The organism is Arenibacterium halophilum, assembly GCF_005938225.1.
Taxonomy (GTDB): Bacteria; Pseudomonadota; Alphaproteobacteria; order Rhodobacterales; family Rhodobacteraceae; genus Arenibacterium; species Arenibacterium halophilum.
In genome coordinates this window covers 502,106-526,330 of the sequence record NZ_VCPC01000003.1, presented here as the reverse complement: position 1 = coordinate 526,330, position 24,225 = coordinate 502,106, and the positions used below count along the sequence as shown (strand labels likewise).

Here is a 24,225-nt window from a genome sequence, read left to right as displayed (position 1 = left end):
AACCCGCGCGCGGCGTGCGGTGAAGGCCTATGGCGCGGCACCGAAGACGAAGCGCGGGCCCTTGCCCAATTGTGCGGCTGTGTCTTCGGGGTTGTAGAGCGCACAGCGATCCAGCGACAGACAGCCGCAACCGATACAGCCATCCAGCCGGTCGCGCAGTGACGCCAGACCGGCGATGCGCGCATCGATCGAGGCGCGAAACCCCTGCGCCAGACGCGCCCAATCTTCGCGTGTGGGGTCGCGGCCCCCGGGCAGGGCATCCAAAGCGGCGCGGATTTCTGACAGGGAGAATCCAAGCTGCTGCGCGATCATCACGAACGACAGGCGCCGGATGTCTCCACGCCGAAACACGCGCCGGTTGCCCCGGTCGCGGCCCGGATGCACCAGGCCTTCTTCCTCGTAATAGCGGATCGCCGACACGGCGAGCCCCGTGCGCCGCGAAACATACCCGACCGACAGCCCACCCTTCATACCAGACACCTCATTTCATTCTGAATTTTTCACTTGACCTCAAGTATACTTGAGGTCGGATGCTTCGGCCATGATTGAAAGAGGGAGGAACGATCATGGCCCAGGCCCGGCTTGAACATACCAACATCACGGTGTCCGATCCGAAACGCACTGCCGCTTGGCTGACCGAGGTTTTCGGCTGGCACATCCGCTGGCAAGGACCGGCGATGCAAACCGGCTATACGGTCCATGTGGGCAGCGCCGACAGCTATGTTGCGCTGTTTTCCTATGGCGGCTCGAAACCCCGGCAGGAAGACAGCTATCGCACCATCGGCGGGCTGAATCACATCGCGGTCTTCACCGACGATATCGACGCGGTCGAAACGCGGGTGAAAGCCGCTGGCTTTACTCCTGTGAACCATGCCGACTACGCGCCAGGGCGACGATTCTACTTTCACGATCAAGACGGTATCGAATGGGAAGTCGCGTCTCATCAGGTGGCGTCATGAGTTTGTGGCGCACAGCCGGCCGTCATGCATGGCGCAGCCGCAGGTTTCGGCTGCCGTTGTCCATCCTGTTCTGGCGCCTTCACCTGTAGTCGGCGCGGCGCGTGCCGGGTTCACGCCGAGCCCGCAGTGTTAGCGACACCGCTCTTGCAATCGCGCGCCACAATGGGTGATGGTAAAGACCGATTCAGAGGGACGCCCCGGCGCGCTGCGGCGGGGCGCCCGATTTTTGTGTGGAACGCTGATATGGACAAGATACCGATGACCCCGGCCGGTCACAACGCGCTGGAAGTCGAGCTGAAACAGCTGAAATCCGTCGAGCGCCCCGCGATCATCAAGGCGATTGCCGAGGCCCGCGAACATGGCGACCTGTCGGAGAATGCCGAATATCATTCGGCACGCGAGAAACAGTCGTTCATCGAGGGCCGCATCAAGGAATTGGAGGGCGTGCTGTCGCTGGCCGAGGTGATCGACCCGGCCAAGCTGACCGGCACCATCAAGTTCGGCGCGCGCGTCACGCTGGTGGATGAAGACACCGACGAGGAAAAGACCTGGCAGATCGTCGGCGAACACGAGGCCAACGTCGAAAAGGGGCTGCTGAACATCAAGTCGCCCATCGCACGCGCTCTGATCGGCAAGGATGTGGGCGACAGCGTCGAGGTGCGCACACCGGGCGGCGAGAAATCCTACGAAGTGCTGGATATCGTCTATTCCTGAGGGAGATACGGCCATGGCGTCCGAGCCTCCTTCGAATGCGTCCCAGGACAGCCAGGCGACTCCGCTGGGCATTTACGACCGTCCGCAATATGACGCCATCACCAGCATCGAACTGGTGGCCATCGCCCTGTCGGTGCTGTGGCTTCTGATCGCTGTGATCTTCTTCGTGGTGGTCCCGGATGGAAGCCGACCGGATTTCGACGGTCTGCGGTTTCTGATCACGATGCTGGCAATCTTCATGCCGGTGGGGATGATCTGGGTGGCGGCAACGGCGGCCCGGTCGAACCGGGTGATGCGCGAGGAAAGCGCGCGCCTTCAGGCGGCGATCGACGGCATTCGCCAATCCTATGTCGCGCTGCAACAGCGCGCCGCGCTGAGCACCGATGTCACCGTCGCCAAGAAGCTGGACGAAATCGCCGCCGCCGCGAAGAAGACGGAAACCGCACTGGCAACGTTCTCCACCCGGCGCGACCGATCGCGCCCGCCCACGCCGGTGGCCGCACCTACGGGTGAGGATGTCGATCAGGGTCTGCTGGCCCTTGGCACGCCTGTCGAAGTGCTGGCGCCACCCCTGCCGGTAGATGATTTCGTCCGCGCGCTGAATTTCCCGGAAACTGCCGAAGACGAAGCCGGGTTCGCCGCACTGCGCCGGGCCCTGCGCGACCGCAAGACCGCCCAGATCGTTCAGGCGAGCCAGGATGTGCTGACCCTGCTGAGCCAGGACGGGATCTACATGGACGACCTGCGCCCGGACATGGCGCGCCCCGAAGTCTGGCGCCAGTTTGCCCAGGGCGCGCGCGGGCGCGCCATCGCCTCGCTGGGCGGGGTGCACGACCGCAGCTCGCTGGCACTCTCGGCCGGACGGATGAAGCAGGATCCGATCTTCCGCGATGCCGCGCACCACTTCCTGCGCCTGTTCGACCGGATGTTTGCCGAATTCGAAACCACTGCCTCGGATGCCGATATCTCGGCTCTGTCCGACACGCGCACCGCCCGCGCCTTCATGCTTCTGGGCCGCGTGGCCGGAACCTTCGATTAGGGCACAGGCCCGCCCCTTCTCTTTGGACAAATACTCCGGGGGGCCGGGCCTTGGCCCGGTGAGGGCAGCGCCCCCTCTACCGGGACGTCTGGACCTGACTGTATGAAGATCAGCCGGGTTCTGCCCCTCCGTCGCAGGGAGGCGGCAATAGAAAGGAAACGGGGGCTCTGCCCCCGTCCCTTCGGGACTCCCCCGGGATATTTTCACCCCAAAGAAGACATGATGTTCAGCTGAGCGTGCCGTTGTACCAGTCGTGCAGCTTCACCTCGACCGCACCGTCAACCGCCTGTGCAAAAGCCTCCGGGTCCTGGGTTCCGCCATCGCGTCCGCGATAGTGATAGGGGTAAACGTAGGTGGGTTTGAACTCCGACACCGCGGCAGCAGCGGCGCTGGCGTCCATCGTGAAAGGCAGGTTCATGCAGACGAACGCAAGGTCGATATCCTGCAGGGCGCGCATCTCCGGCGTGCCTTCGGTGTCGCCCGAGATATAGACGCGGAAGTCGTCGAAATTCAGCACATAGCCGTTGTCACGTCCTTCAGGGTGGAAATTCTTGCGGTCTTCTGTGGTGTTATAGGCCGGGATCGCGTCGATCCGCACTGGGCCGAACTCTGCCATTTCGCCATTGGCGACCGAAGTGGCTCGCGCCTTCATGGCTTCGGGAAGCATGTCGAACACGGCCGGGTTGGTCACCAGCATCGTGTCTTCGCCCATCAGCGCGGCAAGGGTTTCGGCGTTGTAATGGTCGCCGTGTTCATGCGTTATCAGGATCAGGTCGGGCTTGGGAAAATCGCCATACAGCGCGGCGTCGCCAACCGGGTCCACATAGATGGTGCCTGCCGGGCTTTCCATCGCAAAGGACGCATGTTCGACGGGGTGCACGGTGATCGTGCCCTGCGAGGTCTTGAATTCATTGGCGAGATGCCCGCCGGCCATGGCGGCGTAGGGCAGGATTGTGGTGCTGCCGGCGGCAGCGGCGGCGGTGATCAGAAAGCTGCGGCGGGTCTGTGGCATTGTCGTCCTCCGGGTTGCGATGCGGGGAAGATAGCGCGCCACACTTCCGGTTCAAATCACGGTGTGGTCAAAGCCCGAAGCTGGCGTAGGGCAGAAAGCGCACCGGATCGCCGGGCCGGATGTGGCAGGCGTCATCGCCAAGCTCGACAAGCCCTTCGGCCCAGCTCAGACCGCTGATGCGGCCCGAGCCCTCCGAGGCGAAAACCTCGGCCCGGCCATCACGCATACGGGCGCGCAGGTATTCGCGGCGGCCCGGTTTCTTGCGTTTTTCGAAGGCGGCGGGCACGTCGAATCCCTGCGGTTCAGGCCAGGGTGCGCCCGCCAGTTGAGCCAGCGCGGGGCGCGCAAAGATCAGCGCGCAGACCAGCGCGGCCACCGGGTTGCCCGGCAGGCCGAACACCGGCTTGCCCTGCCACAGGCCCAGCGCCAGCGGGCGGCCCGGTTTCATCGCGATCCGCCAAAGTGTCATGGCACCGGCCTCTGTCAGCAGGGCCGAGACGTGATCTTCGTCGCCAGCCGAAGCGCCGCCGCTCGTCAGCACCGCATCGGCCATGTCCGCCGCTGCATCCAGCCGGGCGCGCAAGGCGGCGCGGTCGTCTGTGGCGCGGCCCATGTCCACCGGAATTGCACCAAAGCGGCGCAGCAGCGCCAGCAGCATCGGGCGGTTCGCATCGTAAATCTGGCCGGGTTGCGCGGGCGATCCGGGATCGACCAACTCGTCACCCGTTGAAATCACGGCAACCCGCAGAGGTTTGCGCAGCATCACCCGATCCACCCCGACCGCCGACAGCAGGGCAAGATCCGGCGCGCCCAGCACACGGCCCTTGGGCAGCACGGTCGCGCCCTGTTCCACGTCTTCACCTGCACGGCGGGTGTTGGCGCCGCGTTTCAGCGGGCCGCGACAGGCGATGGCCCCCTCTCCCAAAGTCACGTCTTCTTGCAGGATCACCGTATCGACGCCCGCGGGCAGGCTCGCGCCCGTGAGGATGCGAATGGCGTGGCCGGGCGGCACCGTGCCTGTTTGGGCCAACCCGGCGGCGGCGCGGCCCGGCGTCAGCGGAATGACATGATCGCCTTCGGACAGCGGCCCGGCAAAGCCATAGCCATCGACCGCTGTATTGGGCAGCGGCGGGTTGGAACGCGGGGCGGTGACATCGGCGGCGAGGATGCGACCCAGCGCATCGGCGGTGGCAATGGTTTCGGTGCCGGTAACCGAGGCCAGCCTGTCGCGCAGCAGGGCCAGCGCCTCGTCGACCGGAGTCCAGTCCACCCCGGCGGGCAGGGCAAAGCAATCGTTGCGCAGCGGCGGCGGGGCAAGCACGGGCGTGGCGTGGCGGATCAGGGTGTCATTGTGACCGGCGCCGAGGATCCAGCCCTCTTCTTTTGCCTCGGCGCTGTGGTCAGCCATCATCTTGATCAAACCGTCGAGCGGCAGCGCGGCCAGCGCGCGGGCCAGCAGGCGGACCTGTTCGCGGTCGCGAATGGTGCCTTTTGCTGACGCCGCCTTGACGGCCGGTTCGATCAACCCGGGCCAGATTTCCGCCAGCACAACGGGGGCGTCCTGCCACGGCTGGAATGGCCATGCGGCGACTCCGGGCAGGCGGCGCAGGCGCGACAGCATCGGCAGGCCCATCATCACCTGCCCGCCGACCGTTGGCGGGTAATTCATCTGGAAACAGGACGAAGCCGCCTTGGCCGCGTGGTCGCAGGCGCGGCGCTCGGCGAAGGGGGCAAAACGGATGCCTTCCTTGCGGTAGGGCAGATCGGGCCAGCCATCGGGGTTGGGTTTGCCCCAGAACGGCCCTGGACCGGGGGCAAGACGGTTCAGCCGTTCGGCCACGGCAAAACGGTTGTTTTCGCCTTCGGGGGTGTCTTCGATCTGATCCGCGAACCAGTCCCAGAGGGTCAGCGGGTCGTCACTGCCGGTGACCAGACGGGCGAAACCGGCGGGATAGCCAAAGGGGAAATCGAATCCGACCAGCAGGCGGCGGCCCGCCGCGCGTTCGGTTGCGATGAATTCGGCCAGCCACGCCTCGGCGTCGATCCGGTTGCGGTGATACACTGGCTCTTCGTCGTAGCCTGCACGGGTGATTCCAACCCAGATCGCATCTTTCGAAGGGCGCGCAGGCGCGCGTTTGGCGGCCGACCAATCGACCACGGCGATGGTGTCAAAGCTCACAGCCCGACCTCGGAGAGGATGAAATCGGCGATGGCGGCGGTGTCGTCCAGGTCGAACACCGGGCGGTCCAGCGTCAACGGCGTATCGCTGGCGACGGCGCGGATGGTCGGATCGCCGGGCGCGATCAGCGGGTTGCCGGTTTCGGCGCGATGTGCCTCGACCTTGGGGTGGCTGTCGCGCTTGTAGCCTTCGATCAGCACCAGATCGACAGGCGAGAGCCGGGCAAGCAGGTCCGACAGCGGCGGCTCGGGATCGTCGCGCAGCTCTTGCATCAGGGCGACCCGGTGGCGCGAGGCCAGCAGCACCTCGCGCGCGCCGGCAATGCGGTGGCGGTGGCTGTCCTTGCCGGGGTGATCGACATCGAATGAGTGGTGCGCGTGCTTGACGGTCGAGACAGAGATGCCGCGCGCGCAGATCTCGTTCACCAACCGCTCCATCAGCCCGGTCTTGCCCGCGTTCTTCCAGCCGGTGACGCCGTAAATCTTCATATTTCTCCCTCAAGCAGGCGGTTGGCATGCTCCAGATCCTCGGGCGTGTTCACGTTGAAGAACGGGTCCAGCCCTTGCGCGGGGAAGATCGCGGTTTGCGCGCGATGCGCGTCGGTCCATTGGACCACCTTGCGCAAGCCCCCCGTCAGCGCGGCGCGCAGGTCATCGCGCAGGGCAACGGGCCAGAGGCCGAAGGTCGGGTGGCGCTGGGGTTTGCCATTGTCGCCCGGCGTGGCGGCAAGGGCCAGCGGGGCGGCCATGCCCTCGGCGGCAAGCAGCAGCTGCGGCACCAAATCCTCGGGGAAGAAAGGTGTGTCACCTGCGGCGGTGACGATGGTCTCGCCCCCCTGCCCGGCGGCCCAGTCGAGCCCGGCCAGAACCCCGGCCAGCGGCCCGACGAAGCCCGCCACCGGGTCGGGCAGCACAGGCAAGCCGGTCGCGGCAAAGCGCGCGGCATCGCCATTCGCGTTCAGCGCCAGCCCGGCCACCTGCGGCTCCAGCCGGTCGCGGACATGGTCCAGCATGGTGCGCCCCGCCAGCGGCAACAGCGCCTTGTCGCCCCCGCCCATGCGGCGCGCCTGCCCACCCGCCAGAATGACGCCAAGCGGTTGTTTCATTCGCGGTGCCTCTTGCCCGTATCCTCGCGCGATGACGACGGTTCGACATCCCGGATCAGCCGGTCGGCGCCCGAGAGGCAGACGTAGCGTTGCCCGCGCAGGCGACCGATCAGGGTCAGCCCGACCTGCCGCGCGATTTCTACGCCCCAGGCGGTGAAGCCCGAGCGCGAGACCAGCACCGGAATACCCATCTGCGCGGTCTTGATGACCATCTCGGATGTCAGCCGCCCGGTGGTGTAGAGGATTTTATCCTCGGCCGATTCACCATGTTTCAGCATCCAGCCCGCCACCTTGTCGACCGCGTTGTGGCGGCCCACGTCCTCCATGTAGACCAGCGGCTGATCGGCGCGGCACAGCACGGTGCCGTGGATCGCCCCTGCCTGCAAATACAGCGAAGGGGTGCGGTTGATGGTGTGCGACAGCGCATACAGCCACGACAGGCGCAGTTCAGCGGCGGGGAGCGTCAGGGTCTCCAGCCCCTCCATCATGTCGCCGAACACGGTGCCCACAGCACAGCCCGATGTGCGGGTTTTCTTCTTCAGCTTCTCTTCATAGCTCGTCTGGCGTTCGGTGCGCACCACCACGGTTTCCAGATCGTCGTCGTAATCCACGGCGGTGATGATGTCGTCATCGCGCAACATGCCCTGATTGCGCAGGAATCCCAGCGCGAGGTAATCGGGATAATCCCCGATCGTCATCGCCGTCACGATTTCCTGACTGTTGAGGAAAATCGTCAGCGGGCGTTCCTCGACAACCGGAATTTCGACCTGCGCGCCGGTGTGATCGACCCCGTCGATGGCGCGAGTCAGGCGCTGGGCATTCGGGTTCGGGGCGATGATGTAATCGGCCATCTGTTCAGCCACATCGGAAATGCTGCGCGCCAATTGCAACTCCCTGCGTTCGCATATACTCCGGTCGGGTTCATCCTAGGGATAACCAATGACACGCACCACCGCGAAATCCTGGTTCTGGCGCGGGGCCCGCGACAGCCTGCCCTTCATCTTTGTGGCAGGGCCGTTCGGGTTGCTGTTCGGCGTGCTTGCCGCCGAGGCCGGGCTGGATCTGACGATGATCTTCACCTTCTCGATGACGGTTTTTGCCGGCTCGGCCCAGTTTGCCGCGCTGCAACTGCTGCGCGAAGATGCGCCGACGCTGATTATCCTGGCCTCGGCGCTGGCGGTAAACCTGCGGGTGGCGATGTATTCGGCCTCTCTTACGCCCTATCTTGGCGGTGCGCCGCTGTGGCAGCGGGCGCTGGCGGCCTATTTCACGGTCGATCAGTCCTATTCGCTGTCCATCGTGAAGTTTGAAACCGAGCCCGCGATGACCGTGCCGCAACGGATGGCCTATTTCTTCGGCACTAGCGCGCTGATCGCTCCGCTCTGGTATACGGCCACGCTGGTGGGTGCGGTCATGGGGTCGCAAATTCCCGACAGCTGGGCGCTGGATTTCGCGTTGCCGATTGCCTTCCTTGCGATGATCGGGCCGATGCTGCGCACTCCGGCCCATATCGCGGCGGCGCTGGTGTCGATCGTGGTCGCGATTCTTGCGGTGGGCATCCCCTATAACCTTGGCCTGCTGGTGGCCGGTGCGGCGGCGATGATGACCGGCGCACAAGTCGAACTGATGCTGAAACGCCGGGGGCTGTTTTCATGACCAACGCGGGCGTTCCGTTCGATCCGGCCACCGTCTGGACCGTTATCATCGGTCTGGCACTGGGCAGCTTTGCGCTGCGCTTCATTTTCATCGGAATGGTGGGCAGCCGCGCGATGCCGGAGTGGGTGCTGCGGCATCTGCGCTATACCGCCGTGGCCGTTCTGCCCGCGCTGGTGACGCCGCTGGTGATCTGGCCCGCGGCCACGGGTGGTGTGATGGACACGCCGCGCATGGCGGCAGCGGCGGTGACGCTGGCCGTGGGCTATCTGGTCAAGAACGTGCTGGCGGCGATCTTTTCGGGCGCCGCCACGCTGTACCTGCTGCTATTCCTGCTGGGCGGTTAGGGCGGCATTGCCGCGCGCCAGACCGTCCTGCAGATCGGCGCTGTCGCCTTCATAGTACTTGTCGGTGATCACGCCGGGCAGCTGTGCGAACTGGGTTTGCAGGTTGGTCGGATACATCGTGGTCTTGATGGCATCCTTGCCCAGCACCTGCCCCAGAATGGTCGAGGTCGCGTTGGCGCAGAAGGCCCCCGGCACCGCGCCATTGGTCACGGCCAGCTGATAGGCCTGTTCCGCCTGCGCCGCCGACAGCGGCAGTTTCTGGCTGACAACGTGAAAGGTGGTGCGGGCATGGGCGCTGCGATACGACTGTTCGATCGCGGGCGATACGCCGTACAGCACGTCGTTCCGTTCCGGCACCACATCGGCATAGTAGGATCCGGCCGGATCGAAGATGATCGATTCCGAGGCGTTGATGTGCAGCGCCGAATGCCCGCCCTTGCCCGTGCGGTTGTTCACCATGGTGTACAGCGTCACCGAAGGTGGTTCGCTGCTGACATAGCGCGCCTTGGCCACGGTTTCGGCATCGGCATAGGGTTGTTCGGGGGCGCAACCTGCCACCCCCAGCGCCAGAACGGCTGCGCAGGTCAATCGGTAAAGCACTGGGTTCTCCGGTGTCGGGAAATCGGGGCGTCGGATCAGGTGATGAAGATCGCCATCAGGACAACAAGGACCAGGATGCAGATCGTGGTCCGCGATACGAATTTCATGAAGCCCTCAAAGGTTGCTTCCTGAACCGAGATGTCCATCTCGCCTTGCTTGTGGTCTGCCATATCTGCGCCTTTTCGTTTCAATTTGGCCGCTGGATACTGGATTCGAGAGCGGCTGTCACCTTGTCAATGGTGCCCCGCGTCAATCGGGCGCCGGGGTGCCGGTTTCCAGGGTTTCGTCGGTTTCCAGCGCCTGCGCAAGACGAAAGCCGATGCGCTGGGCCGGTTCGGATTGCACATGCTTGGGCAGCGCCCGCAGCGCGACGTTCAACTGGCTGACGTGCTGCACCATCTGGGTGCGCGCGCCGCTTGGGTCGGTGCCGTAGAAGGTAATGATATCGGGGTCGAAAAATCCCAAGCCCTCGATCCGCATGATGCCGGTCTGCCCGCCGGTGAACCCCATCGCGACCTCGTGCTCGGCGTCCAGCTTTTCCTCGAAGTTTCGGATATACAGGATCAGCCGCTCATAGGCCCATTGCGCCGCGCTTTTGCCCGCGCCGGGGCCGCGCAGGTTGCCCGGCACCTTTTCCAGCCCGGCGCAATCCTCGGGGTTGGCGTGGACCTCGCGCTGGCGCGGAAGGGCGGCGGCCTCTTCGGCCTCGGCGGCTGTGCGGATATCGTCGTCCAAAGGGTCACCCCCTGCTTTTGTATTCCCACGCGCCATCGGCGCGGCGCGTGCGGCTGACCCGCCCGGCAAGGTAAAGGTGGTTCACATGGGCAACCGCTTCAACCAGTGCCAACCCGTATTCATCCGGGCCGATGCTGCGTTTGAACAGAGGCGCGAAACATTCTGCGGCAGATTGCGGCTGTGCAAGATGCTTTTCCAGCCGCCGCAGCGCACCGTGGTGATTGTCGATCAGCTGCCGCATCCGCGTGGGCAACCCGGTGAACGGCAGCTTGTGGCCGCCCAGCACAAGGTGATCAGGCCGCGCGAGGACGGCAAAGCGTTCGCAGGCCTCCAGCCAGCCCGCCAGCGGATCGGCCTCTGGTTCGGTCACGTAAACACCGATGTTCGGGCTGATCGAGGGCAGGATCTGATCGCCCGAGATCACAAGATTGTCGTCCCGGCTCCAGAACGTGGCATGTTCGGGGGCGTGGCCGTTGCCGGTGTGAATGTCCCACGTCCGGCCACCCATCCGGATGGTGTCGCCCTGCTGGATGCGTTTGAACCCCAGCGGCATGTCGTAGGCGATGTCGGCATAGTTGAACGGCTTTTCCCCCGCGCGTTTGGCAAGGATTTCGGCATCCATCCCGGCGCTGCGCCAGAACTCCAGCGTTTCGGGCGGCGGCGCCTGCTGATCGTCCAGCCAGAGCATCCGCGCAAACAGCCACGACGTGCGGGTCGAGATCAGCTCGGCCCCCAGCTCGGTCTGGAACCAACCGACATTGCCCATGTGGTCGGGGTGGTGATGGGTCATGATGACCCGGGTCACCGGCTTGCCCTGCATCGGCCCGTCGAACAGCGCCTGCCACATGGCGCGCGTCTTCTTGGATCCGAACCCGGTGTCGATCACCGTCCAGCCGTCATCATCCTCCAGCGCGTAGCAGTTCACATGGTCCAGCTTCATCGGCAGCGGCAGGCGAACCCACAGGATGCCCGGCGCCACCTCTTGCCAGCCGCCGGGGTCCGGCGGCGTGTCCCACGGATAGCGCAGCTTTGCCGGGCTGCCGCCGTCCATGCCCATCAGGCCACCAGATCGTCGAGCGACAGATCGTACAGGCCCTCGGCCCCCACATGCACCTGTGTCAGCAACCCGGCGTGTTCGGGCAGCAGGCGCTGGATATAGAAAGCAGCCAGAGCCGCACGGGGGCCACCCGGTTCGGCAACCGCCGCCGAGAGATGGAAGTGCGCGCCCAGCACCCGCGCAAAGGCGCGCAGGTAGGGAACCGCACCGGCAAACCGGTCCTGCATGTCCTGACCAACCAGCCATTCGGTGGTTTCCCGCAGGGTTTCGGTGGCTTGCCAGACGGCCTCGGCCAATGCCGGGTGCGTGGCCCGCGCCGCTTCGGCGGCGGCCTCGATTTCATCCATCAGCGCGCCTGCGGCCTCGCCACCATCCATCATCTTGCGGCCCACCAGATCCATCGCCTGGATGCCATTGGTGCCTTCGTATATCGCCGTCACCCGCACATCGCGATAATATTGCGCGGCGCCGGTTTCTTCGATGAACCCCATGCCCCCATGCACCTGCACGCCCATCTGGGCCACGTCGATGCCCACATCGGTGCCAAAGGCCTTGGCAATCGGGGTCAACAGCGCGGCGCGCGCTTTCCATTCCGGGGCGCCGGTCGCGGTGGACATGTCGATCGCTACGGCGCAGGCCAGCATGATGGCGCGCGCGGCGAACAGATCGCCCTTCATCGCGGTCAACATGCGGCGCACGTCGGCATGATCGGCGATGGTGCCGCTGTCGCCCTTCGGGGTGCGGCCCTGCTTGCGCTCGGTCGCATAGGCCAGCGCGTGCTGATAGGCGCCTTCGCCCGCGCCAACGCCCTGCCCGCCTACGCCAAGGCGGGCGTTGTTCATCATCGTGAACATCGCGGCCATGCCGCCATGTTCTGCCCCCACCAGCCAGCCGGTCGCGCCATCGTATTGCATCACGCAGGTGGGCGAGCCATGCAGCCCCATCTTGTGCTCAAGGCTGACGACCTTCAGGCTGTTGGCCTCGCCCGGCGTGCCATCTTCCCTGGGCAGGTATTTCGGCACCAGGAACAGGCTGATGCCCTTGGTGCCCGGCACCCCATCGGGCAGACGCGCCAGCACCAGGTGGCAGACGTTGTCTGCGAAATCATTGTCACCCCAGCTGATGTAAATCTTCTGCCCCGAAATCGCATAGGTGCCGTCGCCCTTCGGTTCGGCCTTGCTGGACAGCGCGCCCACGTCCGACCCGGCCTGCGGTTCGGTCAGGTTCATCGTGCCCGACCATTCGCCGCTGATGAGTTTGGGCATGAACAGCTCTTTCAGCTGGTCGCTCGCGTGATGCTCCAACGCCTCAAGCTGGCCCTGGCTCATCAGCGGGGCCAGTTGCAGCGACAGGCAGGCCGCGCTCATCATCTCGTTCACGGATGTGGTCAGGGTCATCGGCAGGCCCATGCCGCCATAGGCTTCGGGCGCGCTCATCCCGATCCAGCCGCCTTCGGCAATCGCCTTCCAGCCCTCGGCAAACCCCGGAGAGGTCCGCACCACGCCGTTTTCCAGCCGTGCCGGAGTCAGGTCGCCGTTGCGCTGCAGGGGGGCCATGATCTCTTCGCACATCTTGCCCGCTTCGGTCAGGATGGCGCTGGCGACATCGGCATCGGCCTCGGCGAAACGCTCGGTGCCGCTGACCCGGTCGTAACCGACGACGTGACGCAGCAGGAATTCATAATCGGAAACGGGCGCGCGATAGGGCATGTCAACCTCCAAGGTGGCTTGCGGGGCGAGCACGGGGCCGCTTAAGGCTTGTGCCGCCGTCCGCTTTATGGAACAGCGGCGGCGCCCAATCCAGCCTACAACCGGTTCAGCCGCCGAAAACGCCGCGTCACAGCCATGCCCATCGCCGATCAGCCCCAACAGACCGAACGCCTTGGCGCCGATGCGCCGGGTCTGGCCCGTGCGGCCGAGCTGTTGCGCGCCGGGCAGCTTGTCGCCCTCCCAACCGAAACGGTCTACGGGCTGGGCGCGGATGCCCGGAACGGCGCGGCCGTGGCCGCGATATACGCCGCCAAGGGGCGGCCCCGGTTCAACCCGCTGATCGTGCACCTAGCCAGTTCTGACGCCGCCGAACCCTATGTCGAATGGACCGACACCGCCCGCGACATCGCCCGCCGGTTCTGGCCCGGCCCTCTGACGCTGGTACTGCCCCTGAGCGAAGGGCACGGGCTGTCCTCGCTTGTGACGGCGGGCCTGCCGACCGTCGCGCTTCGAGTGCCAGCGCACCCCACGGCCCGCGCGCTGCTGGCGCAGGCCGGGATTCCCGTTGCCGCCCCCTCGGCCAATCCTTCTGGCCGGATCAGCCCGACCAACGCCGACCATGTGCTGGCGGGGCTTGATGGCGCCATCGCCGCCGTATTGGATGACGGCCCCTGCTCCGTGGGGCTGGAATCGACGATCCTGAGCCTTGCTGGCGCCCCGACCCTGCTGCGCCCGGGCGGCCTGCCTGCGCAGGAGATTGAAGCCGCGCTGGGCCAACCGTTGCTCCGCCCCGAGACCGGTGGCCCGATCACTGCGCCCGGACAGCTGACATCGCATTACGCCCCCGGCGCGCCGGTGCGTCTGAACGCCGGCAGCGCCCGCCCGGGCGAGCTGTTCCTTGGCTTCGGCACCTGTTCGGGAACCGGCCCGGATGATCTGAACCTGTCACCTCGGGGCGACCTCGCAGAGGCCGCTGCGCACCTGTTCGACCACCTGCACCGGCTTGACCGCCTTGGCAAACCGATCGCCGTTGCCCCGGTCCCGGCGACGGGCCTTGGCCTTGCCATCAATGACAGGCTGACGCGCGCCGCCGCGCCGCGCGGCTGACGAACCGTCACCTTCTGCCGAAGACTCTGCCACGGGCGGAATGCGGCCGATCAGCGTGAGGCTGCCCCTAGCGCGACAACCGCTCCAGCGCGCGCCCATTTGCCCAGGTGCCGTGCAACGTGCCGTCGGGCATGATGACGTAGACAACAGGCGTGCTGTCGCCCCAATGCACGGTCACCACGCGCCCCTCGCGGGTGCCGGTGCCGCTATAGCTCTGCGACCCCACCACCCAAGCAAAGCCCACGCCACCGCCACTCTGGTTGACATTGACCAGCCCGGCATAGGCCGACCCATCGGCGTTGCCCCTTCGACCCGGTATTGCCCGGAAATATCGGCAGGCACGCCCTGCGCCATGCCGGTTGCGGGCATGAATGCGGCGGCCAGCCCGGCCGCCAAAAAGACACGACGAAACATCGCAACAAATCTCCTTGATGAAATCGGCAACAGACTATGCGCCAACCCCACCAATGGGCAATCCGCTAGTTGAACCCAAGCTGCGCCGCCGTGCGCCGCACCACGGCAAGGCGGTCGCCATTCGGCGGGTGGGTGCCCAGAAACTTGTCGCCGGGGTCGGGTATCTTGGTAAAGAATCCGGCCCCGATCAGCGGGTTATACCCCGCACGCACGGCGATCACGGTGCCCAGTTCGTCCGCTTCAAGCTCGAACTCCTTGGAATAGCTGCGCGCGCCGACCGCAGCCCCCAGCCGCTGCGCCGTGGCCACATCCGCCGTGGTCCCGCCGGTCAGGGTGGCGAGCCCGGCAAACACCACCGCCCCGGCCTCGGCATTGCGCCGCTGCCGCGCCAGATGTTCGCGAATGTGATGCGCGGCCTCGTGGCTCATCACAAAGGCCAGTTCATCGGCATTCTCGGCACTGGCGATCAGCGCGACGGTAAAGGTGATCACCGGCCGCCCCGCCGAATCAAGGCTCTGGAAGGCATTCGCAGGCGCAGACCGGTCGGCATCCACCTGGATCAGGTAGTCGCAGTTCACCCGGGGCGCGCGCGCGCGGCACTCGGCCTCGGCCACCGGCTCGACCGCGGCCACCACATCCGCAAAGGATCGCGCCGCCTCGCCCACCGTCATGCCCGTGCCCGGAACGGTCTGCCCCATCTGCCCGGGCGCGCCCACCCGCGCCGGCACGTCACAGCCCGCAAGCCCCAGCCCACACAGGGCCGCCATCAAAAACCGGCGCATCCCGCCTCCGTTTGTCTGCTCTTGTCCCGAACCTAGCACAGCCAGCCTTCCCCGCCACCGCCTTTGCGCGCCATCGGGCTTGCATCGCCCCGCGCGCCCCGGCACTCTTGCGATATGTTTACGATTGAACACGAGTTCGACTCGACCGTCATCATCCTTGTCGACGAAGGCGAAACACCTCTGCTTGAGGATGTGGTGATCAACAGCTTTGCCGAATGCGTGACGCTGGAACAGTTCGATCCGCGCACCGGCACCACCATGCGCATCACCCTGTCCCCCGAGCAGCTGACCGATCTGGGCGCCGCACTCGACCTGCCCGAAGGCGTCTATCGGCTCGACCGCCGCCCGGGCTGAATCCCCGCTTCTTTGGGCCATAAATATCCCCGCCGGAGGCCATCGCGCGGCACGCGCGATTCCCCGCACCGCGGGCATGGACATTTCCCCGCCCCGCCCGGACTATTGCGACAAAAGCGAAGGGATGGATCATGGCAACCGGCTTCCTGTGGGACGAACGCTGTTTCTGGCACGCGGGCGGAAATTACGCCGCGACGATGCAGATCGGAGGGCTGGTGCAGCCGCTCGCAGCTGGCGGTTTGCCGGAAAACCCCGAAACCAAGCGGCGGCTGAAGAACCTGTTGGATGTGACCGGGTTAAGCGCCGAGCTGACGCATGCCTCGGCCGACCCCGCGACATGGGAAGACCTGCGCCGCATCCATCCCGAAAGCTATCTGCAATCCTTCAAGGCGCTGTCGGATGAAAACGGCGGAGAGCTGGGCCAACGCACGCCCTTCGCGCGTGGTGGTTTTGAAATCGCGGCCCTGTCGGCCGGGCTGGCCAAAAGCGCCGTCGACAAGGTGCTGACCGGCGCGCTGTCCAACGCCTATGCCCTGTCGCGCCCGCCGGGCCACCACTGCCTGCCCGATTGGCCCAACGGCTTCTGCCTGCTGGCCAATATCGCCATCGCGATCGAGGCCGCCAAGGCCACCCACGGCCTGGGTCGCGTCGCCGTGCTCGACTGGGACGTGCACCACGGCAACGGGACCGAGGCGATTTTCTATGACCGCGACGACGTGCTGGCGATTTCGCTGCATCAGGACGGGAATTATCCGCTCGACACAGGCGAGATCGAGGCGCGCGGCACCGGGCGGGGCGAGGGCTGCAACATCAACGTCCCCCTGCCCGCCGGGTGCGGCCACGCCGCCTATGTCGCGGCGATGGAGCGGATCGTGCTGCCCGCCCTGCATAAATTCAAACCCGACATGATCATCGTCGCCTGCGGATACGATGCTTCGGGGTTCGACCCGTTGGCGCAGATGCTGATGACCGCCGAAACCTTCGGCACGCTGACCACCATGATCAAACAGGCCGCCGCCGATCTGTGCGGCGGGCGCCTCGTGCTGGTCCACGAAGGCGGCTATTCCGAGGTCTATGTGCCCTTCTGCGGCCATGCCACCATTGCCGCGCTGGCCGGCAGCGCCATAGACGCCCCCGATCCGATGGCGCCCAATCTGCGACGACGCCAGCCTTCGGCCCGGGTCGAGGCGTTCCAACTGTCGCTGATCGACGAAATGGCCGCCTACCTTGGCACCTGAGCGCCGATTTGCGCGCGGGGCGGGTTGAAATCCGCCCCGAGGCGGCAGAGATATGCCCCAAAGAATGTAAGAAGGTTTCACATATGCCCGATCCCAACGCCGCCGCGCTCGAATTCCTTCTGACCCGGCGCTCGCGCCCGGCCAAGACATTGCAGCCCCCCGTGCCCGACCACGACGCGCTGGTGCCTCTGCTGACAGCCGCAGGCCGTACCCCCGATCATGGCAAGCTGGAGCCGTGGCGGTTCATCGTGATCGAAGCGGGCGCGATGGCGCGGCTGGCCAATGTGGCCGAATCTTGCGCCCGTTCCTTGGGCAAACCCGACGAAGACATCGCCAAGGCGCGCAGCCAGTTCGATCAGGGGCATCTGGCCGTGGCAGTGATCGAGGTTCAGAAACCGTCCGAGAAAATCCCGCCAGCGGAACAGACCTATTCCGCTGGTGCTGTCTGCCTTGCGCTTCTGAATGCCGCGCTCGCGGCGGGCTGGGGCGCCAACTGGCTGTCGGGGTTCATCAGCCACGATGCTGCCTTCCGCGAAAAGGCGCTGGGGCTGGCCCCGCATGAGCGCATCGCGGGCTTCATCCACATCGGCACAGAAACCTCGGCCCCGCCCGAACGCCCCCGCCCCGACATCAGCGCGATCACCAGCTGGGTCAGCGAATGATTCTGCGCGCCTTTTTTCTGGCGGTTGCGCAGATCGGCGACCGGCGGTTCCGCCGGGTTCTGGGGCTGGGCATCCTGCTGACCTTCCTGCTGCTGGTGGCGGCCTATGCCGCCTTCCTGTGGTTCATCACCTCGGTTTTCGGGACGGAAATCACCCTGCCCGTGCTGGGAGAGGTGCTGTGGCTCAACGATCTGCTCAGCTTTTCCTCTCTGATCCTGATGATGGTGCTGTCTGTTTTCCTGATGGTGCCGGTGGCCTCGGCGATCACTTCTATGTTTCTGGACGAGGTGGCGCAGGCGGTCGAGGATCGCCACTATCCCCAGCTGCCGCCCGCGACGCCCGTGCCCTTTGGCGATGCGCTGCGCGATACGGTCAACTTCCTGGGCCTGCTGATCGCCGCCAACATCGCCGCCTTCATCATTGGCGCGATCTTTCTTGTGATCTTTCCGCCGGGCTGGGCGATGGTGTTCTATGCGTTGAACGGGTTTCTGCTGGGGCGCGAATATTTCACCCTTGCCGCCATGCGTCGGGTCGGGCGCGACGCCGCGCGCGATCTGCGCAAACGCCATCGCGGCACGATCTGGCTGGCCGGCATCCTGATGGCGCTGCCGCTGTCGGTGCCGCTGGTGAACCTGTTGGTGCCGATCCTTGGCGCGGCCACCTTCACCCACATCTTCCACTCGGTGATCGGCACCCGCGCGCGCAGCTGACCCCGCCCTGGGGGTCAGTTTCCGTTGCGGCCCAGAACGTGCATCACGTCGAAGTCCTCCAGCGTGATCCAGCCCGACAGGATGATCCACGTCGTGATGGCCCACAGAACGGCGGCCACGCCAGTGGTGATCCAGGCCTTTTTCTTCAGGTTGTGCACCTCGGGCGCACTGGCGTGGGTGCCCGGCACCACACCGCCCACATCACCTTGTGTTTTCAGGCGGATCGGGATCGCCACGAAGAACACCAGCGTCCAGATCACGATGTACAGAACAATTGCCGAGGTGATCGCCATCAGACCTGCTCCAGCTCCACGAGGCAGCCGTTGAAATCCTTGGGATGCAGGAACAGCACCGGCTTGCCATGGGCGCCGATCTTGGGTTCTCCGCTGCCCAGCACCCGCGCGCCGGTGGATTTCAGGTGGTCGCGCGCGGCAAGGATGTCATCGACTTCGTAACAGACATGGTGGATGCCGCCCGACGGGTTCTTGTCCAGGAACGCCTGGATGGGGGAGTTTTCGCCCAGCGGATACAGCAGCTCGATCTTGGTGTTCGGCAGTTCGATGAAGATCACCGTGACCCCGTGGTCGGGTTCATCCTGCGGCGCACCGACTTTGGCCCCCAGCGCACTGCGATATTGCTCGGCGGCCGCGTCAAGGTCGGGCACGGCGATGGCGACATGGTTCAAACGTCCGATCATGGCACTTTCCTGTCTGGCTTTGCTGCCTTGGTTATGGGGTCCGCCGGGGCCAAGGGCAAGGCCCCGCCCCATTCGTACACTGCGATGGACCCGACGAACCGCTGGGGCGTTAACCTTGCGTTAGCCACCAAGCATTAGCGTGAGTCGCAGGTGATCGAAGGAAATCGAATAATGGACGAGCCTGATCTTCTTGCGAATTCGCACCGTTTACCAACCGCTGACCGGCCCCTGCTTGGCCTGACCATCCTGGTCGTCGAAGACAGCCGGTTCGCCAGCGAAGCGATGCGCCTTTTGTGTCTGCGCAGCGGTGCGCGGATACGCCGCGCCGACTGTCTGCGCTCGGCCCGGCGACATTTGCAAATCTACCGCCCCTCTGTGGTGATCGTCGATCTGGGTCTGCCTGACGGGTCGGGCACCGACCTGATCCGCGAACTGACAACGGCGGTGCCGCGTGTGGCGGCGGTTCTGGGCACTTCGGGCGACGACAACGCCGAAACGCTCGCGATCAGCGCCGGGGCCGACGGATTTCTGCCCAAACCGCTGAAATCCCTCACGGCCTTCCAGTCCGCAATCCTGTCTCATGTCGGGGCCGAGCGGATGCACATCGGCCCGCGCGCGGTCAAGGACGATACCATCACACCTGACGATCTGGCGCTGCAGGACGATCTGGAATTGATCGTCGATGTGCTGGAGAAACCGGCCAACCCGGAAACGCTTGACTATGTGGCGCAGTTTCTGGGCGGGCTGGCCCGCAGCGCGGGCAACGGGTTTCTGGAACAGGTCGCAGCCGAGCTGGCCCAGGCCCGAGACGAAGGGGAGCCATCCGCCTCACTGTCACGACGGATGGCGGAATTGATCCGACGCGAAACCGCACCAAAAAGGGCGATTTGACATGATTGAATTATTCCTGCTTTCACTGACAGCAATACTTGTCATCATGTACGTTCAGGCCCGAAAGGCCGCGCGTCATATCCGTGAAAACCGGCAAGAGGCGCCGCCAAGCCACAGCATCGTCGGCGCCAAGCCCCCCGCCTAGGCGCTCCCCCCCGGGTAAGGTGCAGTACCGCCCACCACGGTCGCTTGCCACGTTAGCGGGTGACGCGGGGATCGTCGCCCATGTCCAGCCCCGGGAACACCACCTGCTCTAACGCGGCGCGATCAATACCTGTAAGGCCATGCATGATCCAGGCCGCCGGCGCGCGCACGTCCCGCGTGGGCATCAGGTCACGGCGCTGGTACAGATCGGACTCGGCCAGACCGGGCCAATCCCCATGCACCTTGCCGCCTTGCACCGCGCCCCCGGCAAGGACCATCGCGCCGCCCGTACCATGATCGGTTCCGCCGGTCCCGTTTATCGCAACGGTGCGCCCGAATTCCGTCATCGCGATCACCGCCGTATTCGACCAGATCGAATTCCCCAGCCCGCTGCGCAGCAACAGCAGCGTCTCTGACAGCCGCCGCAGCGCCGGGACAATCGCGCGCGACTGGCGATTGTGCGTATCCCAACCATTGATCGAAAACGCTGCGATCCGGGCATCCCCGCGCAACTGTTCAGCCGCATATTCAGCAATAACCGCATGGGCCTTGTTGCTGTCGACCGGCGCGCCCATCCCCATGGTCTCCTCGTCCGGCAAGGGCGCAAGCGCGCTGTCGCCCGACAACATCAGCGCCTCAGAAAACGCCGCATGAAAGGCCGGATCGTCTTCCATCACGCGCTCGGCCAGACGCAGCGCCTGCGGGCTGAGCACCAGATCGGCATCGGGCGACCAATCCGCCACCGGGGCGCTGCCCGCCAGCAACTTCATGTCGCCGCGCCCGATGGCATAAGCGGTGCGTGCCTCGACTCCGGGCAATTTGGTCAGCAGGCGATTCAGCCAGCCATCCCGTGCCCCGTCGAGCCCCGGAGTCCCGGCTTCCAGAATATCCTGCCCGTCGAAATGACTGCGTTTGTCGCGATAGGGCGTCGATACCGCATGGTAAAAGCCAAGCTCTCCGGCGTTCCACAGCGGCATCAGATCAGACAGTTCCGGATGCAGGCCGAAGAACCCGTCCAGGTCTGGCCCGCCACCGGCCTCGCCCGGGCGCAACGTCGCGTATTCAGGCGCGCCATAGGGGCGCACCACGTCAATGCCATCCATGGCGCCACGCAGGATGATGACCACCAGCCGCGTATCCCACGGGGCGGCGGCAAAGCTGACCGGGGTCAGCAAAGGGCTGGCCGCCGCCGAACACCCGATCAGCGCGGAGCGGGCAAAAAAATGCCTGCGGGTGAAGAGATTAGGCATCGAACTCTCCTTCTCAGCGACGCTGAAACGCGGGGGCGGCCAGTACAAGGCCAATTGCATCCGCCGGGGTTTCGGCTGCGCGGGTGGCGAATTGCACGGCCTCGGGCACCGCCCCCTGCCCCAACGCCACCGGCGCAAAAGCCCCAGGTTCCGGCAACGGATCGCACAGTACCGGCGGCGCGCTGACCGCCCAGCGCAGCCGGGCCGACACCCCTTGAGGCGTCAGCCAGGCGCTGTCTTCCTCGGGCCACCCGTCGGGGCCATCGGGGGCCTGCCAGGGCTGGCCCATATCACGCAACGGCAGGATCAGCGTGCGGCGCAGGTCGCGCAGGCTCAGGTTTTCGATCGCTTCAGGGCTGACCGCGAGCGCGCGCCAAGCCGAAGCGATGAAATCGGCAGGCGGCTTCACATTCACGCGTTCCGATACCCACGAGGCGGGATGCGCCAACAGCGCATCGTATACCGCCGTCAGGTCGCCGCCCGTCTCGCCGTAACGCCGCGCCAATGCTTGCACCAACCCCGCATCCGGCGTGTCCGACACGAAATGAACCGCCAGCTTTTGCGCGATGTGCTGTGCCGTTGCCGGGTGCCGCGCGATATCATGCAAGGCGGCGGTGATATCGTCCAGCCGGGGCGCCTTGCCGCCATAGCTTTGCCCCAGCACGGTTTCCGCACCCGGTTCGGCATAGGGTTTGCGAAACACGAACCCGTCTTCGTAGGTATAGCCAAGGCCGGTGAACAGCTCGGCCAGCTCGCGCACATCGGTCTGGGTGTAGGGCCCGTTCACGCCCAGCGTATGCAGTTCAAGCACCTCGCGCGCGAGGTTTTCGTTCAGCCCGTCGGTGCGCCGCGCCCGCTCTGCCGCGCGGCTGTTCGGGCCCGCCGATCTGTCCTGATCAAGGTAGTGCAGCATCAGTGGATGCGTCACGACTGCGACCAGCATGTCGCCAAAGCTGCCCGCGATATTCGGGCGAATCGCATCCTCGATGTATGGAGCTGTGCCCGCCCGGAGAACGCCGTTCTTGCCAATTGCGGTAAAATGGTCCGCCCAAAAGGCCACCAGACGTTCGCGAAAGCCGTTTGGAGAGTGGGTCCAGCGCAGCAACGCCCGCGCGGCCCAGCGCAACGCGGTGACGCGCATGTCCGCCTTGGCTGCGTTGAATTCTTCGACAAGCCCCAGATCATTCCGGTTTTGCCGCACCTGTTTCTGATAGCCGCGCGCCCGCAAAAGCCAATCTTGCCATTCCGGGGCCGAGTCGATGGGAAAGCGCGCCGCCATGTCATCCGGCGCGCGCAGGCCTGCGATCATCTCTGCTGGCGATCCGGGTGGCGCGACCGTCGGCGACAACCCACAGCCAAAGCGGATCTCGGCGAGGTCGGGGGAAAATGTCGCGGTCATCGGGGCATCCTTGCTGGCGGCCTTCGACACCAAGATAGCATCGGCGCGCCCGGTTTCATCTGGTCTTTCATCTAGTTGAATGCGGGTATGGCGGATTTCCGTCGGAGCCTGAGCGAAATGCCGCCTTGGACCGCGCCGCAAATTGCGCCGCACGAAGGCAACCCGTCGCCCCGCTGCGGCGTTGAGCCCCAAGCCAACCCGACATCACAGGAGCAAGCCGAATGTCCGACATCTATGCCGCCATCAAGGCCGACCACGACCGCCACCGCGAATTGCTGAAAGCGATTGCCGAAACCTCGGGCGACTCGCCCGAGCGGAAAGAGGCATGGGACGAATTCTATCACGATGTGAAGGGCCATGCCGCCGCCGAAGAAGAAACCTTTTATTCCAAGCTGATATCGAAAACCTGGGGCCAGGACGCCGCTCGCCATTCGGTGCACGAGCATCAGCAGTTGGACGACCTGATGGAAGAGCTGAACGAGTCCGACATGGCGTCGGGCGGCTGGTTGCAGAAGTTCAAGAAATTGCGCCACGACTATGAACACCACATCGACGAGGAAGAAGACGAGGTGTTTTCCCGCGCCCGCGAGGTGATCCCCGAGTCCGAGATCAAGGGCTATGGCGAGCGGTTCAAGAAGCGCAAGCAGGAAGAGCTGGGCCTGATCGAGGAAAAGCGCGAGGATGCGCTGGAGGATTGATTTCCACCTAGGGTGTTGAGACATTTTTCAGAAAATGTTCTGATAATGTTCCAGCGCCCCACAAGCCCCGGATTCACCGGGTTCGGGGGCGAAAAGGGATGACAAACCCACCTGCCCGCCTCTATATGTTGGATATGAACACCACAGCCGCGCAAGATTTATCAAAGTTCCTTGGGAATGACCGTTTCGCCACGGTCATGGCCGATCCGCCGTGGCGGTTTACTAACCGCACTGGCAAGGTCGCGCCGGAACACAAGCGGTTGGCGCGCTATCCCACGATGACGCTGGATGACATCTGTGCCCTGCCGGTGGCGGATTATCTGGAAGACCGCGCGCATTGCTATCTTTGGGTGCCCAATGCCCTGCTGCCCGAGGGGTTGCAGGTGCTGACATCCTGGGGGTTCGAATACAAATCCAACATCATCTGGCACAAGGTGCGCAAGGATGGCGGTTCGGACGGGCGCGGCGTGGGGTTCTATTTCCGCAACGTGACCGAAATCATCCTGTTCGGGACACGCGGCAAGAACGCCCGCACGCTGGCGCCGGGGCGGCGTCAGGTGAACATGATGCAGACCCGCAAGCGCGAACATTCCCGCAAGCCCGACGAACAGTACGAGCTGATCGAGAGCTGTTCCTGGGGCCCCTATCTTGAGATGTTCGGCCGTGGCGTGCGCGAGGGCTGGACGGTCTGGGGCAACCAGGCCGATGCCGATTACAAACCCAGCTGGAAAACCTATGCCTATAACTCGGGCGTTGCCGCCGAATAGGCG

The 24,225-nt window shown here is 65.1% G+C and carries 31 protein-coding genes; 14 read left to right on the top strand and 17 right to left on the bottom strand.

Annotated elements, in window-relative coordinates; genetic code table 11:
* Window positions 1-27 precede the first annotated feature (27 nt).
* Window positions 28-471, bottom strand: a complete 444-nt coding sequence (soxR, locus tag FGK64_RS15775; protein ID WP_138865023.1) for a redox-sensitive transcriptional activator SoxR — start codon at window positions 469-471, stop codon at window positions 28-30.
* 95 nt (window positions 472-566) lie between these two features.
* On the opposite strand from soxR, the gene FGK64_RS15770 reads away from it, so the two are divergent.
* The 3 genes from FGK64_RS15770 (at window position 567) to FGK64_RS15760 (ending at window position 2,712) form a co-directional block, all read left to right on the top strand.
* Complete coding sequence (locus tag FGK64_RS15770) at window positions 567-959, top strand: VOC family protein (RefSeq protein WP_138864788.1); 393 nt, start codon at window positions 567-569, stop codon at window positions 957-959.
* A 243-nt stretch (window positions 960-1,202) separates the two neighbouring features.
* Entirely contained in the window at window positions 1,203-1,673 is a 471-nt protein-coding gene (greA, locus tag FGK64_RS15765; protein ID WP_138864787.1) for a transcription elongation factor GreA, read from the top strand.
* Window positions 1,674-1,686: 13 nt separating this feature from the next.
* Window positions 1,687-2,712, top strand: a complete 1,026-nt coding sequence (locus FGK64_RS15760) for a hypothetical protein (protein WP_138864786.1) — start codon at window positions 1,687-1,689, stop codon at window positions 2,710-2,712.
* Between the two features lie 226 nt (window positions 2,713-2,938).
* Here the strand turns inward: FGK64_RS15760 and FGK64_RS15755 are convergent, their stop codons facing one another.
* The 5 genes from FGK64_RS15755 to FGK64_RS15735 form a co-directional block, all read right to left on the bottom strand.
* Window positions 2,939-3,724 (bottom strand): MBL fold metallo-hydrolase, encoded by a 786-nt coding sequence (locus FGK64_RS15755; RefSeq protein ID WP_138864785.1) that lies wholly within the window; start codon window positions 3,722-3,724, stop codon window positions 2,939-2,941.
* 67 nt (window positions 3,725-3,791) lie between these two features.
* A complete protein-coding gene (locus FGK64_RS15750; RefSeq protein ID WP_138864784.1) occupies window positions 3,792-5,903 on the bottom strand; it encodes a molybdopterin-binding protein in 2,112 nt (703 codons plus the stop codon).
* A complete protein-coding gene (gene mobB / locus FGK64_RS15745; protein ID WP_138864783.1) occupies window positions 5,900-6,391 on the bottom strand; it encodes a molybdopterin-guanine dinucleotide biosynthesis protein B in 492 nt (163 codons plus the stop codon). The genes FGK64_RS15750 and mobB overlap by 4 nt, the downstream gene beginning before the upstream one ends.
* A complete protein-coding gene (gene mobA / locus FGK64_RS15740; protein ID WP_138864782.1) occupies window positions 6,388-7,008 on the bottom strand; it encodes a molybdenum cofactor guanylyltransferase MobA in 621 nt (206 codons plus the stop codon). Before mobA ends, mobB begins: the two co-directional genes overlap by 4 nt.
* Window positions 7,005-7,859, bottom strand: coding sequence for a formate dehydrogenase accessory sulfurtransferase FdhD (locus FGK64_RS15735; protein ID WP_138865022.1), 855 nt, complete (start codon window positions 7,857-7,859; stop codon window positions 7,005-7,007). Before FGK64_RS15735 ends, mobA begins: the two co-directional genes overlap by 4 nt.
* Before the next feature lie 88 nt (window positions 7,860-7,947).
* Between FGK64_RS15735 and FGK64_RS15730 the strand changes: the two genes are divergently transcribed.
* Together FGK64_RS15730 and FGK64_RS15725 are read left to right on the top strand one after the other, a co-directional pair.
* Window positions 7,948-8,664, top strand: a complete 717-nt coding sequence (locus FGK64_RS15730) for an AzlC family ABC transporter permease (protein ID WP_138864781.1) — start codon at window positions 7,948-7,950, stop codon at window positions 8,662-8,664.
* The gene (locus FGK64_RS15725) at window positions 8,661-9,008 is read left to right on the top strand and encodes an AzlD domain-containing protein (protein ID WP_138864780.1); all 348 of its coding nucleotides are present in this window, start codon (window positions 8,661-8,663) and stop codon (window positions 9,006-9,008) included. The genes FGK64_RS15730 and FGK64_RS15725 overlap by 4 nt, the downstream gene beginning before the upstream one ends.
* Here FGK64_RS15725 and FGK64_RS15720 read toward each other — a convergent pair.
* From FGK64_RS15720 to FGK64_RS15700, 5 genes are all read right to left on the bottom strand, one after another.
* Complete coding sequence (locus tag FGK64_RS15720) at window positions 8,988-9,608, bottom strand: hypothetical protein (RefSeq protein ID WP_246057786.1); 621 nt, start codon at window positions 9,606-9,608, stop codon at window positions 8,988-8,990. The genes FGK64_RS15725 and FGK64_RS15720 overlap by 21 nt on opposite strands.
* A 35-nt stretch (window positions 9,609-9,643) precedes the next feature.
* The gene (locus tag FGK64_RS15715) at window positions 9,644-9,778 is read right to left on the bottom strand and encodes an aa3-type cytochrome c oxidase subunit IV (protein ID WP_138864779.1); all 135 of its coding nucleotides are present in this window, start codon (window positions 9,776-9,778) and stop codon (window positions 9,644-9,646) included.
* A 79-nt stretch (window positions 9,779-9,857) separates the two neighbouring features.
* Complete coding sequence (locus tag FGK64_RS15710; RefSeq protein WP_171054104.1) at window positions 9,858-10,343, bottom strand: DUF6173 family protein; 486 nt, start codon at window positions 10,341-10,343, stop codon at window positions 9,858-9,860.
* 4 nt (window positions 10,344-10,347) lie between these two features.
* On the bottom strand, window positions 10,348-11,394 hold the full coding sequence (locus FGK64_RS15705; RefSeq protein ID WP_138865020.1) for an MBL fold metallo-hydrolase: 1,047 nt from the start codon (window positions 11,392-11,394) through the stop codon (window positions 10,348-10,350).
* A 5-nt stretch (window positions 11,395-11,399) separates the two neighbouring features.
* Window positions 11,400-13,109, bottom strand: coding sequence for an acyl-CoA dehydrogenase (locus tag FGK64_RS15700; protein ID WP_138864777.1), 1,710 nt, complete (start codon window positions 13,107-13,109; stop codon window positions 11,400-11,402).
* Between the two features lie 135 nt (window positions 13,110-13,244).
* Here FGK64_RS15700 and FGK64_RS15695 point away from each other — a divergent pair, with 135 nt between their 5' ends.
* Window positions 13,245-14,216 (top strand): L-threonylcarbamoyladenylate synthase, encoded by a 972-nt coding sequence (locus FGK64_RS15695; protein ID WP_138864776.1) that lies wholly within the window; start codon window positions 13,245-13,247, stop codon window positions 14,214-14,216.
* A 67-nt stretch (window positions 14,217-14,283) separates the two neighbouring features.
* Here the strand turns inward: FGK64_RS15695 and FGK64_RS22600 are convergent, their stop codons facing one another.
* Both FGK64_RS22600 and FGK64_RS15685 read right to left on the bottom strand, forming a co-directional pair.
* Window positions 14,284-14,460, bottom strand: a complete 177-nt coding sequence (locus tag FGK64_RS22600; protein ID WP_246057785.1) for a hypothetical protein — start codon at window positions 14,458-14,460, stop codon at window positions 14,284-14,286.
* A 235-nt stretch (window positions 14,461-14,695) separates the two neighbouring features.
* Window positions 14,696-15,412 carry a M48 family metallopeptidase gene (locus FGK64_RS15685; RefSeq protein ID WP_138864775.1) on the bottom strand — a complete coding sequence of 239 codons (717 nt, stop codon included), beginning with the start codon at window positions 15,410-15,412 and terminating at the stop codon, window positions 14,696-14,698.
* 114 nt (window positions 15,413-15,526) lie between these two features.
* On the opposite strand from FGK64_RS15685, the gene FGK64_RS15680 reads away from it, so the two are divergent.
* From FGK64_RS15680 to FGK64_RS15665, 4 genes are all read left to right on the top strand, one after another.
* The gene (locus FGK64_RS15680; protein WP_138864774.1) at window positions 15,527-15,766 is read left to right on the top strand and encodes a hypothetical protein; all 240 of its coding nucleotides are present in this window, start codon (window positions 15,527-15,529) and stop codon (window positions 15,764-15,766) included.
* A 131-nt stretch (window positions 15,767-15,897) separates the two neighbouring features.
* Window positions 15,898-17,004, top strand: a complete 1,107-nt coding sequence (locus FGK64_RS15675) for a class II histone deacetylase (RefSeq protein WP_138864773.1) — start codon at window positions 15,898-15,900, stop codon at window positions 17,002-17,004.
* Between the two features lie 83 nt (window positions 17,005-17,087).
* Window positions 17,088-17,666, top strand: coding sequence for a nitroreductase family protein (locus tag FGK64_RS15670; RefSeq protein ID WP_138864772.1), 579 nt, complete (start codon window positions 17,088-17,090; stop codon window positions 17,664-17,666).
* Window positions 17,663-18,376, top strand: coding sequence for an EI24 domain-containing protein (locus FGK64_RS15665; RefSeq protein ID WP_138864771.1), 714 nt, complete (start codon window positions 17,663-17,665; stop codon window positions 18,374-18,376). The genes FGK64_RS15670 and FGK64_RS15665 overlap by 4 nt, the downstream gene beginning before the upstream one ends.
* Window positions 18,377-18,390: 14 nt before the next feature.
* Here the strand turns inward: FGK64_RS15665 and FGK64_RS15660 are convergent, their stop codons facing one another.
* Together FGK64_RS15660 and mce are read right to left on the bottom strand one after the other, a co-directional pair.
* A complete protein-coding gene (locus FGK64_RS15660) occupies window positions 18,391-18,669 on the bottom strand; it encodes a DUF1467 family protein (RefSeq protein WP_138864770.1) in 279 nt (92 codons plus the stop codon).
* The gene (gene mce, locus FGK64_RS15655) at window positions 18,669-19,073 is read right to left on the bottom strand and encodes a methylmalonyl-CoA epimerase (RefSeq protein WP_138864769.1); all 405 of its coding nucleotides are present in this window, start codon (window positions 19,071-19,073) and stop codon (window positions 18,669-18,671) included. Before mce ends, FGK64_RS15660 begins: the two co-directional genes overlap by 1 nt.
* A gap of 171 nt (window positions 19,074-19,244) precedes the next feature.
* Here mce and FGK64_RS15650 point away from each other — a divergent pair, with 171 nt between their 5' ends.
* Complete coding sequence (locus FGK64_RS15650) at window positions 19,245-19,964, top strand: response regulator (RefSeq protein ID WP_138864768.1); 720 nt, start codon at window positions 19,245-19,247, stop codon at window positions 19,962-19,964.
* A gap of 1 nt (window position 19,965) precedes the next feature.
* Window positions 19,966-20,109 (top strand): hypothetical protein, encoded by a 144-nt coding sequence (locus FGK64_RS22205; protein WP_171054103.1) that lies wholly within the window; start codon window positions 19,966-19,968, stop codon window positions 20,107-20,109.
* Window positions 20,110-20,161: 52 nt separating this feature from the next.
* Here the strand turns inward: FGK64_RS22205 and FGK64_RS15645 are convergent, their stop codons facing one another.
* Both FGK64_RS15645 and FGK64_RS15640 read right to left on the bottom strand, forming a co-directional pair.
* Window positions 20,162-21,358, bottom strand: coding sequence for a DUF1501 domain-containing protein (locus FGK64_RS15645; protein ID WP_138864767.1), 1,197 nt, complete (start codon window positions 21,356-21,358; stop codon window positions 20,162-20,164).
* A gap of 13 nt (window positions 21,359-21,371) precedes the next feature.
* Entirely contained in the window at window positions 21,372-22,757 is a 1,386-nt protein-coding gene (locus tag FGK64_RS15640; RefSeq protein WP_138864766.1) for a DUF1800 domain-containing protein, read from the bottom strand.
* 221 nt (window positions 22,758-22,978) lie between these two features.
* Here FGK64_RS15640 and FGK64_RS15635 point away from each other — a divergent pair, with 221 nt between their 5' ends.
* Complete coding sequence (locus FGK64_RS15635; RefSeq protein WP_138864765.1) at window positions 22,979-23,455, top strand: hemerythrin domain-containing protein; 477 nt, start codon at window positions 22,979-22,981, stop codon at window positions 23,453-23,455.
* A gap of 134 nt (window positions 23,456-23,589) precedes the next feature.
* Window positions 23,590-24,222 (top strand): MT-A70 family methyltransferase, encoded by a 633-nt coding sequence (locus FGK64_RS15630; RefSeq protein ID WP_138864764.1) that lies wholly within the window; start codon window positions 23,590-23,592, stop codon window positions 24,220-24,222.
* Window positions 24,223-24,225: the final 3 nt, after the last annotated feature.

Coding starts and splice junctions, on each gene's coding strand:
- FGK64_RS15685 (WP_138864775.1), bottom strand. CDS start 15,412: ATGCGCCGGTTTTTGATGGCGGCCCTGTGTGGGCTGGGGCTTGCGGGC.
- FGK64_RS15770 (WP_138864788.1), top strand. CDS start 567: ATGGCCCAGGCCCGGCTTGAACATACCAACATCACGGTGTCCGATCCG.
- FGK64_RS15730 (WP_138864781.1), top strand. CDS start 7,948: ATGACACGCACCACCGCGAAATCCTGGTTCTGGCGCGGGGCCCGCGAC.
- FGK64_RS15715 (WP_138864779.1), bottom strand. CDS start 9,778: ATGGCAGACCACAAGCAAGGCGAGATGGACATCTCGGTTCAGGAAGCA.
- FGK64_RS15725 (WP_138864780.1), top strand. CDS start 8,661: ATGACCAACGCGGGCGTTCCGTTCGATCCGGCCACCGTCTGGACCGTT.
- mce (WP_138864769.1), bottom strand. CDS start 19,073: ATGATCGGACGTTTGAACCATGTCGCCATCGCCGTGCCCGACCTTGAC.
- FGK64_RS15665 (WP_138864771.1), top strand. CDS start 17,663: ATGATTCTGCGCGCCTTTTTTCTGGCGGTTGCGCAGATCGGCGACCGG.
- FGK64_RS15670 (WP_138864772.1), top strand. CDS start 17,088: ATGCCCGATCCCAACGCCGCCGCGCTCGAATTCCTTCTGACCCGGCGC.
- FGK64_RS15645 (WP_138864767.1), bottom strand. CDS start 21,358: ATGCCTAATCTCTTCACCCGCAGGCATTTTTTTGCCCGCTCCGCGCTG.
- FGK64_RS22205 (WP_171054103.1), top strand. CDS start 19,966: ATGATTGAATTATTCCTGCTTTCACTGACAGCAATACTTGTCATCATG.
- FGK64_RS15660 (WP_138864770.1), bottom strand. CDS start 18,669: ATGGCGATCACCTCGGCAATTGTTCTGTACATCGTGATCTGGACGCTG.
- FGK64_RS15640 (WP_138864766.1), bottom strand. CDS start 22,757: ATGACCGCGACATTTTCCCCCGACCTCGCCGAGATCCGCTTTGGCTGT.
- FGK64_RS15705 (WP_138865020.1), bottom strand. CDS start 11,394: ATGGACGGCGGCAGCCCGGCAAAGCTGCGCTATCCGTGGGACACGCCG.
- mobB (WP_138864783.1), bottom strand. CDS start 6,391: ATGAAGATTTACGGCGTCACCGGCTGGAAGAACGCGGGCAAGACCGGG.
- FGK64_RS15675 (WP_138864773.1), top strand. CDS start 15,898: ATGGCAACCGGCTTCCTGTGGGACGAACGCTGTTTCTGGCACGCGGGC.
- FGK64_RS15700 (WP_138864777.1), bottom strand. CDS start 13,109: ATGCCCTATCGCGCGCCCGTTTCCGATTATGAATTCCTGCTGCGTCAC.
- greA (WP_138864787.1), top strand. CDS start 1,203: ATGGACAAGATACCGATGACCCCGGCCGGTCACAACGCGCTGGAAGTC.
- FGK64_RS15635 (WP_138864765.1), top strand. CDS start 22,979: ATGTCCGACATCTATGCCGCCATCAAGGCCGACCACGACCGCCACCGC.
- FGK64_RS15630 (WP_138864764.1), top strand. CDS start 23,590: ATGAACACCACAGCCGCGCAAGATTTATCAAAGTTCCTTGGGAATGAC.
- FGK64_RS15760 (WP_138864786.1), top strand. CDS start 1,687: ATGGCGTCCGAGCCTCCTTCGAATGCGTCCCAGGACAGCCAGGCGACT.
- FGK64_RS15695 (WP_138864776.1), top strand. CDS start 13,245: ATGCCCATCGCCGATCAGCCCCAACAGACCGAACGCCTTGGCGCCGAT.
- FGK64_RS15735 (WP_138865022.1), bottom strand. CDS start 7,859: ATGGCCGATTACATCATCGCCCCGAACCCGAATGCCCAGCGCCTGACT.
- soxR (WP_138865023.1), bottom strand. CDS start 471: ATGAAGGGTGGGCTGTCGGTCGGGTATGTTTCGCGGCGCACGGGGCTC.
- FGK64_RS15680 (WP_138864774.1), top strand. CDS start 15,527: ATGTTTACGATTGAACACGAGTTCGACTCGACCGTCATCATCCTTGTC.
- FGK64_RS15755 (WP_138864785.1), bottom strand. CDS start 3,724: ATGCCACAGACCCGCCGCAGCTTTCTGATCACCGCCGCCGCTGCCGCC.
- mobA (WP_138864782.1), bottom strand. CDS start 7,008: ATGAAACAACCGCTTGGCGTCATTCTGGCGGGTGGGCAGGCGCGCCGC.
- FGK64_RS15650 (WP_138864768.1), top strand. CDS start 19,245: ATGGACGAGCCTGATCTTCTTGCGAATTCGCACCGTTTACCAACCGCT.